Source organism: Ruegeria sp. YTSA226 (assembly GCF_059609905.1).
This window is the reverse complement of record NZ_JBXWMQ010000001.1, coordinates 296,432-309,925: the sequence shown is the minus strand read 5'-3', so window position 1 is coordinate 309,925 and position 13,494 is coordinate 296,432. Positions and strand designations below refer to the sequence as shown.

The 13,494-nt window shown below is 56.6% G+C and carries 14 protein-coding genes; 5 read left to right on the top strand and 9 right to left on the bottom strand.

Annotation, left to right across the window (positions count from 1 at the left end):
- Window positions 1-2: 2 nt before the first annotated feature.
- Complete coding sequence (locus AC2FFF_RS01530) at window positions 3-1,259, bottom strand: vWA domain-containing protein (RefSeq protein WP_142634115.1); 1,257 nt, start codon at window positions 1,257-1,259, stop codon at window positions 3-5.
- The gene (locus tag AC2FFF_RS01525; protein ID WP_142634117.1) at window positions 1,259-2,167 is read right to left on the bottom strand and encodes an AAA family ATPase; all 909 of its coding nucleotides are present in this window, start codon (window positions 2,165-2,167) and stop codon (window positions 1,259-1,261) included. The genes AC2FFF_RS01530 and AC2FFF_RS01525 overlap by 1 nt, the downstream gene beginning before the upstream one ends.
- Window positions 2,168-2,328: 161 nt before the next feature.
- On the opposite strand from AC2FFF_RS01525, the gene pyrC reads away from it, so the two are divergent.
- Window positions 2,329-3,366 carry a dihydroorotase gene (gene pyrC, locus AC2FFF_RS01520; RefSeq protein WP_142634119.1) on the top strand — a complete coding sequence of 346 codons (1,038 nt, stop codon included), beginning with the start codon at window positions 2,329-2,331 and terminating at the stop codon, window positions 3,364-3,366.
- Here the strand turns inward: pyrC and AC2FFF_RS01515 are convergent.
- Both AC2FFF_RS01515 and AC2FFF_RS01510 read right to left on the bottom strand, forming a co-directional pair.
- Complete coding sequence (locus AC2FFF_RS01515; RefSeq protein ID WP_496882811.1) at window positions 3,363-4,658, bottom strand: MmgE/PrpD family protein; 1,296 nt, start codon at window positions 4,656-4,658, stop codon at window positions 3,363-3,365. The two genes, pyrC and AC2FFF_RS01515, sit on opposite strands and share 4 nt — an antisense overlap.
- Window positions 4,659-4,696: 38 nt before the next feature.
- Window positions 4,697-5,143, bottom strand: a complete 447-nt coding sequence (locus tag AC2FFF_RS01510) for a type II toxin-antitoxin system RatA family toxin (protein WP_496861678.1) — start codon at window positions 5,141-5,143, stop codon at window positions 4,697-4,699.
- Window positions 5,144-5,215: 72 nt separating this feature from the next.
- Here AC2FFF_RS01510 and hpt point away from each other — a divergent pair, with 72 nt between their 5' ends.
- Both hpt and AC2FFF_RS01500 read left to right on the top strand, forming a co-directional pair.
- On the top strand, window positions 5,216-5,758 hold the full coding sequence (hpt, locus tag AC2FFF_RS01505; protein WP_142634125.1) for a hypoxanthine phosphoribosyltransferase: 543 nt from the start codon (window positions 5,216-5,218) through the stop codon (window positions 5,756-5,758).
- Between the two features lie 129 nt (window positions 5,759-5,887).
- Window positions 5,888-6,247 carry a hypothetical protein gene (locus AC2FFF_RS01500; protein ID WP_142634127.1) on the top strand — a complete coding sequence of 120 codons (360 nt, stop codon included), beginning with the start codon at window positions 5,888-5,890 and terminating at the stop codon, window positions 6,245-6,247.
- A 4-nt stretch (window positions 6,248-6,251) separates the two neighbouring features.
- Here AC2FFF_RS01500 and AC2FFF_RS01495 read toward each other — a convergent pair whose 3' ends face one another.
- Together AC2FFF_RS01495 and lipA are read right to left on the bottom strand one after the other, a co-directional pair.
- Complete coding sequence (locus AC2FFF_RS01495; protein WP_281972184.1) at window positions 6,252-7,394, bottom strand: amidohydrolase; 1,143 nt, start codon at window positions 7,392-7,394, stop codon at window positions 6,252-6,254.
- Window positions 7,391-8,341, bottom strand: coding sequence for a lipoyl synthase (gene lipA / locus AC2FFF_RS01490; protein ID WP_142634131.1), 951 nt, complete (start codon window positions 8,339-8,341; stop codon window positions 7,391-7,393). Before lipA ends, AC2FFF_RS01495 begins: the two co-directional genes overlap by 4 nt.
- A 265-nt stretch (window positions 8,342-8,606) precedes the next feature.
- Between lipA and AC2FFF_RS01485 the strand changes: the two genes are divergently transcribed.
- On the top strand, window positions 8,607-9,155 hold the full coding sequence (locus AC2FFF_RS01485) for a peroxiredoxin (RefSeq protein WP_281972185.1): 549 nt from the start codon (window positions 8,607-8,609) through the stop codon (window positions 9,153-9,155).
- Between the two features lie 46 nt (window positions 9,156-9,201).
- On the opposite strand, the gene AC2FFF_RS01480 is transcribed toward AC2FFF_RS01485, so the two are convergent.
- Together AC2FFF_RS01480 and AC2FFF_RS01475 are read right to left on the bottom strand one after the other, a co-directional pair.
- Window positions 9,202-10,122 (bottom strand): hydrogen peroxide-inducible genes activator, encoded by a 921-nt coding sequence (locus tag AC2FFF_RS01480; RefSeq protein ID WP_142634135.1) that lies wholly within the window; start codon window positions 10,120-10,122, stop codon window positions 9,202-9,204.
- Window positions 10,123-10,174: 52 nt separating this feature from the next.
- Window positions 10,175-11,278, bottom strand: coding sequence for a DUF6456 domain-containing protein (locus AC2FFF_RS01475; RefSeq protein WP_271946820.1), 1,104 nt, complete (start codon window positions 11,276-11,278; stop codon window positions 10,175-10,177).
- A gap of 241 nt (window positions 11,279-11,519) precedes the next feature.
- Here AC2FFF_RS01475 and AC2FFF_RS01470 point away from each other — a divergent pair, with 241 nt between their 5' ends.
- Window positions 11,520-11,828: a DUF6477 family protein gene (locus tag AC2FFF_RS01470; RefSeq protein WP_142634139.1), complete on the top strand. Its 309-nt coding sequence runs from the start codon at window positions 11,520-11,522 to the stop codon at window positions 11,826-11,828.
- Here the strand turns inward: AC2FFF_RS01470 and AC2FFF_RS01465 are convergent.
- Window positions 11,821-13,365, bottom strand: coding sequence for a trimethylamine methyltransferase family protein (locus tag AC2FFF_RS01465; RefSeq protein ID WP_281972186.1), 1,545 nt, complete (start codon window positions 13,363-13,365; stop codon window positions 11,821-11,823). The two genes, AC2FFF_RS01470 and AC2FFF_RS01465, sit on opposite strands and share 8 nt — an antisense overlap.
- Window positions 13,366-13,494 lie beyond the last annotated feature (129 nt).

Genomic DNA, 13,494 nt, shown 5'->3' with positions numbered 1-13,494 from the left:
ACCTACTTCGAAAGCGCGGCCATCAACCGCGCTTTCTCACCCATGTCATCCGGTTTTGAGATGACTTTGGCCAGATCTTCCAGCGACGCAATGGAATGACCGGCCCGAAAGCTGTCAACATGGGGAAGCATCGCCGCCACCCCCTGCGCTTTTGGCGCAAAGCCATCCCATCGCAACAAAGGGTTCAGCCAGATCAAACGGCGGGCTGACAGATGCAGGCGCTGGATTTCTTTTCCAAGCACCTCGGGTTCGCCCCGATCCAGACCATCCGTAATCAACAACACCACCGCACCCTGCCCCAGAACCCGACGCGACCAGTCACGGTTAAAAGCGTGCAGGCATTCCCCGATCCGCGTGCCACCCTCCCAATCTTGCGCCTCGGCCCCCGCCGCCGACAAGGCAGCATCCACATCGCGTTGGCGCAGGTGCCGAGTGATATTCGTCAACCTCGTGCCGAAGGTAAACGCATGAACCTTGGCCCACCCCGCGCCCTTGACGTTTGAAACCGCATGCAGGAAATGCAGGATGATACGAGAGTACTGGCTCATGGATCCTGAGATATCGCAGAGAACGACAAGGTTCGGCCACCGTTGTTTCGGCTTCAAATACGCGATGTCCCGCAGTTCACCACCCTGCCGCATGGATGCGCGCAGCGTGCGGGCGCGGTCGATCCGATGCCCAAGGTGGCTGGCTTGGCCTCGGCGCGACTCGATTGGTTTTACCGGCAATTTCAGCTGTGCCAGAATGCGCTTGGCCAAGGCAATTTCTTCGGTGCTCATTTGCTCAAAGTCTAGATTGCGCAACCGTTCTTCCGAGGACGCGGTCCGCGACGCATCTATCTCCAGCTCAGTTTCTTCCTCGATGTCAGAGCTGTCAGGCAAGTCCCGTTCGACGCCGTCCAGCAGAGCCTCGGCCGCGCGTTTCTCTGCAGCTTCGGCCTTGCGCTCTTCCTGAACGCCGCGGATCGCGGGCAGCATCATGGACATCATGTGTTCCATGTAACGAGGGTCGCGCCAATACATGCGGAAAATCTGCGCAAATACTGCCCGATGCTCGGGTCGGGTCACGAAACAAGCGTGCAACGTCCAGTAAAAGTCGCGCTTCTCCGAGAAGCCCGCAACCTGAACCGCCCGGATCGCATCCACGACCCGACCGGTGCCGATGGGCAACCCGGCCTTGCGCAAAGCCCGCGCGAAATGAGTGATATTCTGCGCCAGTTTTGGGTTGTCGGGGATGTCGAGAGGGAGCTGTTCAGCCATCAGGCAGGTTCCAGCGACGCCTTGGCTTCATCCAGAATGCGTTTCGCCTCGGACCCTTGCAGTTGCTGGATATCGTCCTGATATTTCAGGATTGCTCCCAGCGTGTCGCCGATCACTTCGGGGCTAAGGTTGATGACGTCCAGCGCCAGCAGGCATTTGGCCCAGTCGATCGTCTCGGCCACGCCTGGTTTCTTGAACAGATCCTCTGTGCGCAGGTGTTGGACAAAGGCGACGACCTCTCGGCTTAGCGCCTCGGCGACCTCGGGGGCGCGGGCGTTCAGAATTTCAATTTCACGGTCAAAATCCGGGTAATCGACCCAATGGTACAGGCACCGGCGTTTCAGAGCGTCATGCACCTCTCGCGTTCGGTTCGATGTAACGATGACAATCGGTGGCTCCGGCGCTTTGACAGTTCCCAATTCGGGGATAGTGACCTGAAAATCGCTGAGCGCTTCCAGCAGGAAGGCCTCGAACGGTTCATCCGTGCGGTCAAGTTCATCAATCAACAGGACAGGAGCCCCGTTTTCATCCGGGCGCATGGCCTGCAGCAACGGACGCTCGATCAGGTAGTCGTCAGAAAACAATTCGGTCTGCAACGCCCCCCGGTCGGCGCCGCCCGAGGCTTCGGCGGTTCGGATCGCCACCATTTGCGCCGGGAAATTCCATTCGTAAACCGCCGAGGATGCGTCCAACCCCTCATAACATTGCAGGCGGATCAGACGGCGGTTCAGACCAGCGGCCAGTGCTTTGGCGATTTCGGTTTTTCCAACGCCTGCCTCACCTTCTAGAAATAGTGGGCGGCCCAGTTTAAGCGACAAAAACACCACTGTCGCCAAGGCCCGACCGCAAACGTAACCTTGCGAGCCTAGCATCTGCTGCACGGCATCAATGGAATCTTGCTGCGTCATGGAACCCTCTTTCTTTCGTTGCTTAACAGGTCATGCAAGCGCGGGGGCGTCAAGGCCCCGGCCCCGCCACCCAGACGCCATCGCCGCAAATAGGTGAAGTTTTTGCACCAGATCCTCACGGTTTGGTTGGTCTTTGGCCGAGGCTGTGCTAGCGGGTGCGCATGACTGATACGCTGACCATTCGCCGCCCCGATGACTGGCATCTGCATTTGCGCGATGGCGCCATGTTGCAGGCCGTTCTGCCCGAAACCGCACGCCATTTTGCCCGTGCGATCATAATGCCGAACCTCGTTCCGCCAGTTGTGCGCGGCGATCAGGCCGCCGCATATCGCGACCGCATTCTGGCCGCCCTGCCCGAAGGCATGCCGTTCGAGCCGCTGATGACCTTGTACCTGACCGAAGACACCGACGCCGAGGATGTCGCCGCAGCCCATGCAAGTGGGCTGATCAAGGCCGTAAAGCTGTATCCCGCAGGCGCAACCACCAATTCCGCCTCGGGCGTGCGTGATTTCGACAAGGTCCGCCCGGTGCTTGAGAGAATGGCTGAGATCGGTCTGCCGATGTGTGTCCATGGTGAAGTCACCGATGCCGAGGTCGACATTTTCGACCGCGAAGAGGTTTTCATCGATACGATACTTGATCCACTGCGCCAGGCGACTCCTGGTTTGCGGGTCGTGATGGAACACATCACGACGGCTCAGGGTGCGATTTATGCGCAATCCGGTGGAGATGATCTTGCTGCAACAATCACGGCCCATCACCTGATCATCAACCGCAATCACATCCTGGTGGGCGGGATCAAACCGCATTACTACTGCCTGCCCGTGGCCAAGCGCGAGACCCATCGCCAGGCTTTGATGAGCGCCGCAACTTCTGGGATGTCTTGCTACTTCCTTGGCACCGACAGCGCGCCGCACACAGACGCGAACAAGGAAATGGCCTGTGGTTGCGCGGGATGTTTCACCGCTACAAACACAATGTCCCTTGTGGCCGAGATGTTTGACAAAGCCAGTGCGCTGGACAAGCTGGAAGGGTTCACATCATTGAACGGACCTGCGTTTTATGGCCTGCCGGTGAATAAAGAAACCATCACCCTTACCAAGGGCGACCCCGTTGAATACCCCGACAAGATCGAAACTGACGACGGCCCGGTAACAGTATTCGAACCCGGGTTCCCCTTGCACTGGCGCGTCGTCTAACGCGCCAGCATTTTCGCCAGATCACGGGTGCGGCCACCGGTACGCAGCATCGACCAGATCGCGTCTGCGTCCTCGGCACCGATCAGCTTGGCCGCCTTGCTTCTGACCCGGTCTTCCCTGTCGGCCAATGTCATTGGGCCAAGCAAATCGTGGCTGGCCTGTTTTCGTGCCCCATCGCGGCGCAGCAAAGACAGATCCGCCTGAGTTTCAGACAGCGTCTCATCGGCTTCGACTGAAATCCGGTCCCGCAGCGATTGCAGGCGCCTATCCGCACATACCTTATCCGAAAAACTGTCTGGCAAGGCTGTGTCATATCCCAGCGCTTGCATAGCAATAACCGTCCGGTAGGAAAACTTGGCCCCCAACCCGGTGGTCGGAGAGGTTTGATTACACACTGTCATCCAGCGCGGGTGGGTCCTGATCCTGATCTCGGCTACTTCGGGCTCTGCAATATCCAGGTCACGTGCGGCCTCTAATGCGGCGTGCAACCCATGACAGCAGGCATGAAACTTATGGCTTACATCTTTGAACAGCCACGTCTCTCCAATTCCATCGAGAGCAGCGGCCTGTTCGGACTGCCCCATATGGGTTGCACCAAAACCATAGGGCCCCTCAAGCGCATCCGAGTTGGGATCAAACCCCTTGGACACCAACAGCGCAGCCTCAACCCCTGCAGCGGCAGCTAGCCCGGCATTATAGGGCTTTCCCATCGTGCCGAAATGAGCTTTCAACCCTGCGGCGCGGGTGGCAGCCAGACCAAGAACCCGGCGCATCTTTTCCGTATCGAACCGCAGCACCCGGCCAGCGGCGACCGCCGCACCAAAGGCACCTGACGTCGCGGTCTGATGGAACCCGCCCTGGTAATGCGCACGCCCCAGCCAAAGCCCTACGCGGATCGAAACCTCCATCCCGACAAGAGCGGCCTCAAGGACATCGACAAGAATTCGGTCGTCCCAATCACAAAGGGCAAAGGCCGCAGGCATAACCGCGACCGAAGGGTGCCCGATATGCGCAAAATGCGTGTCATCATAATCCAAAGCGTGGGAAATGGTTCCGTTAACCAAACCTGCTGCCCTGACGGGAGCCAGCCCCCCGCCAAACAGATGGGCCTGCGGGTTGCCTCCTTCATCCAGAACCAGTGCGCGCACGGTCTGAGATACGGGTTCGCTAACACCGACGCGGCCAACAACCACCCAATCCAGCGCAGACAGAGAGGTTACGAGACGGGCCTCTGACGAGGTCGCAACAGGCCCCGAGGCAAAATCGGCCAATGCTGTGGTAAAATCAGTCATGTGGCGCAGTCTAGCAAGCGCCGCTTTCGGGTAAAGACTTAGCTGTACAATTCCTCTGCCCGGCCCTCGAACGCCCTCACGATCCTGTGCATCGCCTCATTGAAGACCACTCCGATGATACCCTGCAGAATGGCATTCTTGAATTCGAAATCAACATGGAACGAAACGTTGCACCCGCCTTCTGCTGCGTCCTCGAAATGCCAGTCCGACTTCAAGTATTTGAAGGGCCCATCCAGATATTCCGTGTCGATCCGGCGTTGTTCGGCAAACAGGGTAACCCGGCTGCCAAAGCGTTCGCGGAACACTTTGAACGAAATGATCAGGTCCGCTTCCATCACCTGTGCCTCTCCTGCTGCATATGAGCGTCGGATACGTGCAGCCGCACACCAGGGCAAAAACTCGGGATATTTTGCTACATCGGCAACCAGATCGTACATCTGTTGCGCAGTGTAAGGCAGGTGTCGCGTTTCCGAATGTATAGGCATGGCGTCCGGTTTTTGCAGGTGACAATGGCGCGTCATGTCGTATGTTGCGCGCCAAAGATCAAGGGGGCAGCGATGAGCCAGCGCGGATATGTGATTGATGAGATGATCTCGGCAAAGGCCATTGCCGCCAGGATCGAAGAACTCTGCCGCGAAATCACTGCCGAATTCGACGGGACCGACAAGCTGGTCGTTGTCGGCCTGCTGCGTGGCAGCTTTGTCTTCATCGCCGATCTGGTGCGCGAATTGGACTTGCCCATCGAAGTGGATTTCCTTGAGGCGTCATCCTACGGGGATGCGATGGAAAGCAGCCGGGAAGTCCGCATTCTAAAAGACCTGCGCGGCGCTATTGAGGGTCGCGACGTTCTTGTGGTCGAGGATATCGTCGACACCGGGCACACGCTGAACCATGTTACTCATCTGCTGCAAAGCCGCGATCCTGGAAAACTTCGCTCGATCGCACTACTGGACAAGCCCAGCCGGCGCGAGGTCGATTTCCGTTCGGACTGGATCGGGTTTGAAATTCCTGATGAGTTTGTTGTGGGTTACGGGATCGACTACGCACAGCGCAATCGCAACTTGCCGTTTATTGGTAAGGTTCGTTTTATCGAAGACTGAGAAGGATAAAAAAACCCAGATTCCAATAGTCAAAGTTGCTGCGCACCTTTGCATTCACTTGATTGAATACCATTGGACAACGCCCTCAACAACAGATTACCCTCCGATCATCTTGGGAGGATTCTGCTTATGAAAGTAATGTCTATTGGGCTTCTGGCGACTTGCGCAGTCGCCGCAACGGTTGGTCTTGCGGACGCAAAAGACAACAAGGGCAAAGGGAAAAGTTCAGACAAGTCGAAAATCGAAAAGTCGATAAAGACCAATAATGGCGTTGGTGTACCGCCCGGACAGATCAAGCGTTATACGCGAGGTCAGAAACTCCCTAACGATCTGAATTTTGACTATCTTGATGACCTGGACGGCTGGAAGTTGAAGCCCCTACCCGCCGGTCAGCGATATATCCGCGTGGATGACGAAATCCTGTCGATATCTGATGACACTAAGACAGTCATTGATGCCGTTGGAATAGTGAGCGATCTCGTAAACTGAAGTTTCAGCCATTAAGTGATCGAATTGCGGCAACAAATACGTCTACTCCTACCGGGATAAGTGCGTCTGGAAAATCATAGTCAGGGTTATGCAATTGCGGATGATCCTGCCCCGACCCCAGCCAAAACATGGCCGTTTTCGCGCCTTTCCCAAATTGCCCGAAATCTTCTGAGAACTTTTGCGGCGTCTCTGTTGAATGGAACGGTACTCCACGCTCGGCGCAGGCCATCGCGATGATGCTCACCGCGTCGCTGTGATTGACGCAGGCCTCGAAGACATCGTCATAGGTGATCTCAACCTCCAGACTGTCGGCGGATGCGGCGCGGCGCGCCAGTGCCTCGGCCTCGGTCATCAGCGTCCGCATCCGGGCATCTGAAACGGTGCGCAAGGTCACCCAGATCTCGGCCTTTCCCGGAGCCACGCCGAAAGTCGGCTCTCCCAAACGGGCATGCGTCACAGTTGTCAGCGCAAAATCGGCATCCAACGCGCCGCCTGCGCCTAAACTCGCCAGCTTCGAAACCAGTTCGGACATCGCCTCAGCCGGGGAAATCCCATCCTGAGGCGCAGCCGCATGGGACGTCTTGCCGGTCAGGATGATTTTCATCCCGCGCGAGGCGCAGTTAGCCGAACTCTGACACAACTCAACAGCGCCAAGTTCCAACCCCGGCAGGTTGTGCAGAGAGAACACGTAGTCCGGCGCGATCTTCGCGAATTGAGGGTCCGCGCGAAAGGCGATGGCGCCCTGCCCGGTTTCTTCAGCCGGTTGAAAGATCAAAACCACCCGACCCTTTTGGGGTCGGTGACGCGCCAGGTCTTCCGCAACGCCAAGCACCATCGCCATGTGCCCATCATGGCCACACAGATGCCCTTTGCCCGGAACCTTCGACACATATAGGTGCGTACCAAGTTCTTGAATCGGCAGCCCATCCAATTCGCACCGGATACCAACGGTTGGCCCAGCCTGCCCACTGTCAAAAACCGCGGCAACGCCATGCCCTCCCAGTCCGGTAAGCACATGGTCCGCACCGAACCCCCGCAAAAGATCTGTTATGCGGGCAGCGGTCTCACGCTCGTGCCCGGATAGTTCGGGATATTGATGCAGGTCGTGGCGCAGGCGTGTCAGCCGCGCATGCGCTTCGGGTGTCACCCCTGTTCTAGCTTTTTCCGGCGTGCCTCACGCAGCCGGGCAAAATCGTCTCCGGCGTGATAAGACGACCGGGTCAAAGGTGTGGCCGATACCATCAGGAACCCTTTGCCATAAGCTGCCTTTTCATAGGATGCGAATTCTTCCGGCGTTACGAACCGATCGACTCCGTGGTGTTTGGGCGTGGGCTGCAGATACTGACCGATGGTCAGGAAATCAATTTCAGCGGCGCGCATATCATCCATGACCTGCCGGACCTGCTGACCATCCTCACCCAAACCGACCATGATCCCGGATTTGGTAAAGACCGACGGGTCCAGCTCTTTCACGCGCTGCAATAGACGCAAAGAGTGGAAATACCGCGCGCCCGGTCGCACTTCGGGATAGAGGCCAGGCACCGTTTCAAGATTATGGTTAAAGACGTCTGGCTTTGCCTCAACGACAACTTCTAGAACGGACGGATCGCATTTCAGAAAGTCGGGCGTCAGAATTTCGATCGTCGTACCCGGAGACCGGTGACGCACGGCGCGAATGGTCTGCGCAAAATGCTCTGCCCCGCCATCTGCAAGGTCATCGCGGTCGACAGATGTGATGACCACATGGTTCAACCCCAGCTTTTCAACCGCATGGGCAACGCGACCCGGCTCAAACGCATCCAGCGAATCCGGGCGACCGGTGGCGATGTTGCAAAAGGTACAGCCGCGGGTACAAATCTCGCCCATGATCATCATGGTCGCGTGGCCCTGGCTCCAACATTCACCGACATTGGGGCATCCGGCTTCTTCACAGACCGTAACCAGATTGTTGTCACGCATGATCTTGCGCGTGTCGGCATAACCCTGACCACCGGGCGCTTTGACGCGAATCCAACTGGGCTTTTTCGGCTGCGAATTGTCGGGCCGATGAGCCTTTTCTGGGTGTCTTTGTTCGGGAATGTTCAGATCGCGCACGGCCTGTCTTTCTGACTTTGGGTCAATTCGGTTTACCCATAACATAAACTGACCTCTGCTATTACACCACCCATGCATAGCCGCTATGCATCAGGGTGAAAGACTTTGACGTCTCAGGGCCAAAATTCTAAATATTTTCCTATTATTAACTGCAACTTACGCGTTGTCAGGTAAATTCTGACGCACCTGGAACATCCGCCATTGAAGCGGATTTGGAATCCTTTTAAGTCCACGAAAACCGTACGTGATTCACAGGAGTTCGATCATGAAGTCTGGCACCAAACTGCCCGAAGTGACCTTTCACACCCGCGTCCGAGACGCTTCTGTCGAAGGACCAAACCCCTTCCGTTGGGAAGACAAGACCACGGCGGACTATTTCGCAGGAAAGCGCGTGATTCTGTTCTCACTGCCTGGCGCATTCACCCCGACATGTTCGACCTATCAGTTGCCCGGTTTTGAAAACGGCCACGCAGATTTCAAAGCCGCAGGTGTGGACGAGATCTATTGCATGTCCGTGAATGACAGCTTTGTCATGAACAAATGGGCACAGGATCAAGGCCTGAAAAACGTCGAGGTCATCCCTGATGGCTCAGGCGAATTCACACGTAAAATGGGCATGTTGGTCGACAAAGATAATCTAGGCTTTGGCATGCGGTCCTGGCGCTATGCGGCCATCATCAATGACGGCATCGTAGAAGCCTGGTTTGAAGAGCCCGGACTGATGGATAACTGCCCCGAGGACCCCTATGGCGTTTCTTCACCGGAAAACCTGATGAAACATCTAAACGAAGTCAAAGAGCCGGAACTGGCCTGAGTTCGTCCTCAACAGAAAAGCCCGCTTCAGGCGGGCTTTTTTGTGACTAGCGCGTTTGCGTGACAATGCTCTCGCCGACGGTGCGAATGGTATCCGCCAGGCTTTCGAACCAATCTTCCTGCGAGGTAGAAGATCGACGAACTAGCCCCACTGTCCTTGCCGGCTGCGGCGAGGCAAATCGCATCAGCTCAAGACCCGGTACCGCGTCGGATTCGGAACGGGCGGCAAGCTCTGGCATGAGCGTCAATCCAAACCCTTCGGCAACCAAACGGGATAATGTCGCCAAAGACGAGGCACCCATGTTAATCAGACCGCTGCTGCGGTCCTGACCACAAACCTCCAGGGCCTGATCCGTCAGGCAGTGCCCATCATCCAGTAGCATAAGCTGTGCATTTTGAAGGTCCAAAGGGCGCAAACGCTCTGTATCGCTGGAAAAATTGCGCAACCGTGCCGAACTTCCGGCCAATAAGAACCGATCCTCGAACAAGGGAAATTCGAACAATTCGCTTCCCCCGGAGGGCAGCGCGACCACACCTGCGTCGATCTCACCAGCGCGCAGCATCGTCAACAGGCGCTCTGTCCGCGCTTCGCGTATCTGCACTCTCAAAGAAACATCGGCCGCCCTTAACCCCGCCAGAACACCTGGCAGAACATAGGGCGCAATCGTCGGGATTATTCCGATCGACAAAGACCGATGCCCGCTTGAGTGATCCTTGGCAAATTGGTCGAGCCTGTCCGAGGCACCAAGTATCTGACGCGCATATTCGAGCACATCCCGCCCCAAAGGGGTAAGCAATATGTCACGGGCCTTACGCTCGAACAGGGCACCACCGAGGGTTTCTTCTAACGCCTTGATCTGAACCGATAATGCCGGTTGCGAAACGTTACACATCTGTGCCGCCCGCCCAAAGTTGCGCTGTTGCGCAACAGCGTTAAAGTATAGGAGCTGTCGAAGGGTAAAGTTCATAACCCCTAGCTATCACTCCACCCTGAAACCGCAACCAAAACCGATCAAAGCGTTATCCGATCATACGGCTGCGCTCTTCCTGATCCTGGTAATGACGTTTCAGGCGCTGTAATGCGATACGCAAAACGATTTTGCCGGACCGCGCTGACCACCCCATTCGCTTTTCCGCCAATTCCAACCCTTCCAGATAGCAACAGCAGCGCAAAGCCACGTCGCTCAGCCCCGGTCCAAGGTCAGACAATGCACGCTCTACGCGGTCGCGCGCTTCTGAAGAACCCCGGTTGCCAGTGTCGCCGCTTCCAAAACTTCCGCGCCCACCGGCAGTCAGGAAATGGTCCCAGTTCTGTGCAACCTGAGGTCCGATCTGAGCCAGTTCAAAATCCTCGCGCAGGCGCTCTCCTGCCCCGACAAGTGCTTCATCTAAAAACGGCTTTCCATCCCGATCCCGACGCCTTGCCAGGGCGATCAGCGGGCTTTCTGCGGCACTATAGCGCATTCTTCTGGGACGTTCTGGATGGGCGCGGTTTGTCGTCGCGTGAGAGGGCGCCCCATGAAACGAAGAAGGTGCTTCTGCCATTCCATGTTCGTTGCGAGACCTTGCCTGGTTCTCGAAATCGGCCATTAACTGGCTCAGTGCCGTGCGGCCCGCGCTGGTAATCCGGTAGCGCGATATCCGGCCTGGGTTGTCGCAGGAAATCCAATCCTTCAACGCCAATGCCTGTGCGATCCTGCAATCAACCACTGCAGTTCTGGTCGCAGCGGCTTCGCCGGTATCGCGCACCACCACTGCTTTGTTCATTTCTTCAGCGACAGCCAGGACCGAACCGGTCTCACACAGTCTGCGCAGTACCCTTAGGGCCTCGTGGTTGAATTCTTCTTTTTCGACGTGTGAATTATGACTGAACGCTGAAACCGTGCGATCAGAAGCATCATTGACCGAAAAATGTTCTTCGGCCAACGACTGCAAAGCCGCATCCACCAATGGATCGTCACGACGCATCTCAATTCGGCGGATTTGTCTAAGAATGGTCGAAGCATGGCACCCCGCAGATCGCGCAATATCGCGGATCGACTGGCCGGTTTCTGTGTGGGCCAGGTATCGCTGTGCCCCCTCAGGTACCCAAGCCGGAATGGTGAAAGCCATGTTGTTTTCCATAGTTCTGTGCCCTCATCGACGAAACAATCTGTTCTCTATCGCCCCCGGTGACTTTGTTAACCAATTCTAACTAGAGTCGCTTTCGTTACTCGTTCGTTAACTGCCGGAGGTGATGACCAGATTTCATTCAAATTCATAAACACTCATGAAGCGAGAGTTCGGGGAGAATCCGATTAAGGCAACACCCGCTTAGGTTGTGTAACAAATTGGGCAACATTAATCCGACAAGTGGAGCCCAATGATGCAGGACCTGATGACCATGATTTCCGCCCTCCGCCGCCCCCGCCTATTGGCGCGGGCAGCCAAACACGGCGCACAGGACTATGATCGGGACCGCCACCTGCAACGCATACTTGGGTACGGATCGCTACCTGGGTCGGGTGCGGCGCTGATGCGTTTGATGGATATTGAACGAGAGGTAAACGCGCAGAGACTGGCAGAAGATGCAGGCTATTCGCTGGTCCGTCATTTGGACCTTCTGATCGCGCTATTGGGTGAGGCGCAGCTGTACAAAGCCAGCCGCGCCTCACAGTTTTCAGTTATCAGCTGAAAGCGTCGGGCATGGAGGTCTTTTTCTTTTCAACATATTCGGTCAAAGCGCTGTGAATTCCCGGGTCGAGTTCCGGTTGCTTGTAGTTGGCAATCAAATGCTCGACCCGAGACGAGGCCAACTGTCGCGTATCGCGCGCGCCCTCGTCTTCCCAGGTTTCGTAAGGTTTGTAGTCCAGCAGGTCGGACTTCCAGAACGCCTCTTTGAAGTTTGCCTGCGTATGAGCACAACCCAGATAGTGGCCACCCGGGCCGACCTCGCGGATTGCGTCCATGGCCTGGGCGTTTTCGTCATAGGCCACACCCTTGGCCAGACCGTGCAGAACGCCAAGTTGATCTGCGTCCATGACGAACTTTTCAAAGTCCGCAACCAGGCCGCCTTCAAGCCAGCCGCAGGAATGCAGCATGAAGTTCACACCCGCCATCAGCCCCATGTTCAGCGAGTTCGCGGTCTCATAAGCGGCCTGCGCATCGGGCAGTTTCGAGCCACAGAACGACCCGGCTGAGCGGAACGGCAGACCCAGACGCCGCGCCAGCTGTCCCGCGCCATAGGTAACCATTGACGCCTCGGGTGTGCCAAAGGTTGGCGCGCCTGAGTTCATGTCGATCGACGAAACGAAAGCACCAAAGATAGCAGGAGCTCCCGGGCGGATGATCTGACTGTACGCGACACCGGCCAAAACTTCGGCCAGAACCTGTGTCAATGTCCCCGCTATCGAAACCGGCGCCATCGCACCACCGACGATGAACGGCGAGATGATGCAGGCCTGATTATTCCTGGCGTAGACTTCCAGCGACCCCATCATCACATCGTCGAAGGTCATCGGCGAGTTGATGTTGGTCAGCGAAGTCATGACCGTGTTTTCCTGAACAAACTCTTTGCCGAACAGGATCTCACACATTTCCACCGAATCCTGAGCGCGGCTGGGATCGGTGACCGAGCCCATGAATGGCTTGTCCGATAAGGTCATATGCGCCATCAGCATGTCCAGGTGACGCTTGTTCACCGGAACGTCTGTGGGTTCGCACACAGTACCGCCCGAGTGGTGCAGCCACTTTGACATGTAAGCCAGTTTCACGAACTTGTTGAAATCGTCCATGGTCGCATAGCGACGGCCACCTTGCGCATCACGCACGAACGGAGGGCCATAGACCGGCGCCAGAACCAGATTGCGACCGCCGATGACCACGGACTTTTCAGGGTTTCTTGCGTGCTGCGTGAACTCGCTTGGCGCAGTTTTGATCAACTCGCGCGCAAGGCCGCGTGGGATGCGCACCCGTTCGCCATCCACATCGGCGCCCGCGTCTTTCCAACGTTCCAGTGCCGCAGGGTTGTCGACAAAATTGACGCCGACTTCGGCCAGAAGCGTTTCCGCATTTGTTTCGATGATCTGCAACGCTTCTTCGTTGAGAACCTCGAAATTCGGAATATTGCGTTCGATGTACTTTGCGGTCTCGATACGAACCGCTGTACGTTCGGCCCGGCGGGCAGCGCCACCGCCACCTCTCGCCCTGCGCCGGGTGTTTGCCTCTGTCATGAGAAAATCCCGTATCAGTTGTTGAATTTACATGTGTGTTACAGGAACCCGCCGCAATGGCAGTCGTGGATAACGGCGCTATAGGGGAAAAAGCGACAAAATGTCGGGGACAACCGCCACAAAATGACC

What these genes read in the sequence shown, in the direction of transcription:
- AC2FFF_RS01485 (WP_281972185.1), top strand. Translation starts at nt 8,607, where the DNA reads ATGAAGTCTGGCACCAAACTGCCCGAAGTGACCTTTCACACCCGCGTC.
- AC2FFF_RS01515 (WP_496882811.1), bottom strand. Translation starts at nt 4,658, where the DNA reads ATGACTGATTTTACCACAGCATTGGCCGATTTTGCCTCGGGGCCTGTT.
- AC2FFF_RS01525 (WP_142634117.1), bottom strand. Translation starts at nt 2,167, where the DNA reads ATGACGCAGCAAGATTCCATTGATGCCGTGCAGCAGATGCTAGGCTCG.
- AC2FFF_RS01475 (WP_271946820.1), bottom strand. Translation starts at nt 11,278, where the DNA reads ATGGAAAACAACATGGCTTTCACCATTCCGGCTTGGGTACCTGAGGGG.
- AC2FFF_RS01530 (WP_142634115.1), bottom strand. Translation starts at nt 1,259, where the DNA reads ATGGCTGAACAGCTCCCTCTCGACATCCCCGACAACCCAAAACTGGCG.
- AC2FFF_RS01465 (WP_281972186.1), bottom strand. Translation starts at nt 13,365, where the DNA reads ATGACAGAGGCAAACACCCGGCGCAGGGCGAGAGGTGGCGGTGGCGCT.
- AC2FFF_RS01470 (WP_142634139.1), top strand. Translation starts at nt 11,520, where the DNA reads ATGCAGGACCTGATGACCATGATTTCCGCCCTCCGCCGCCCCCGCCTA.
- pyrC (WP_142634119.1), top strand. Translation starts at nt 2,329, where the DNA reads ATGACTGATACGCTGACCATTCGCCGCCCCGATGACTGGCATCTGCAT.
- AC2FFF_RS01480 (WP_142634135.1), bottom strand. Translation starts at nt 10,122, where the DNA reads ATGAACTTTACCCTTCGACAGCTCCTATACTTTAACGCTGTTGCGCAA.
- hpt (WP_142634125.1), top strand. Translation starts at nt 5,216, where the DNA reads ATGAGCCAGCGCGGATATGTGATTGATGAGATGATCTCGGCAAAGGCC.
- AC2FFF_RS01500 (WP_142634127.1), top strand. Translation starts at nt 5,888, where the DNA reads ATGAAAGTAATGTCTATTGGGCTTCTGGCGACTTGCGCAGTCGCCGCA.
- AC2FFF_RS01510 (WP_496861678.1), bottom strand. Translation starts at nt 5,143, where the DNA reads ATGCCTATACATTCGGAAACGCGACACCTGCCTTACACTGCGCAACAG.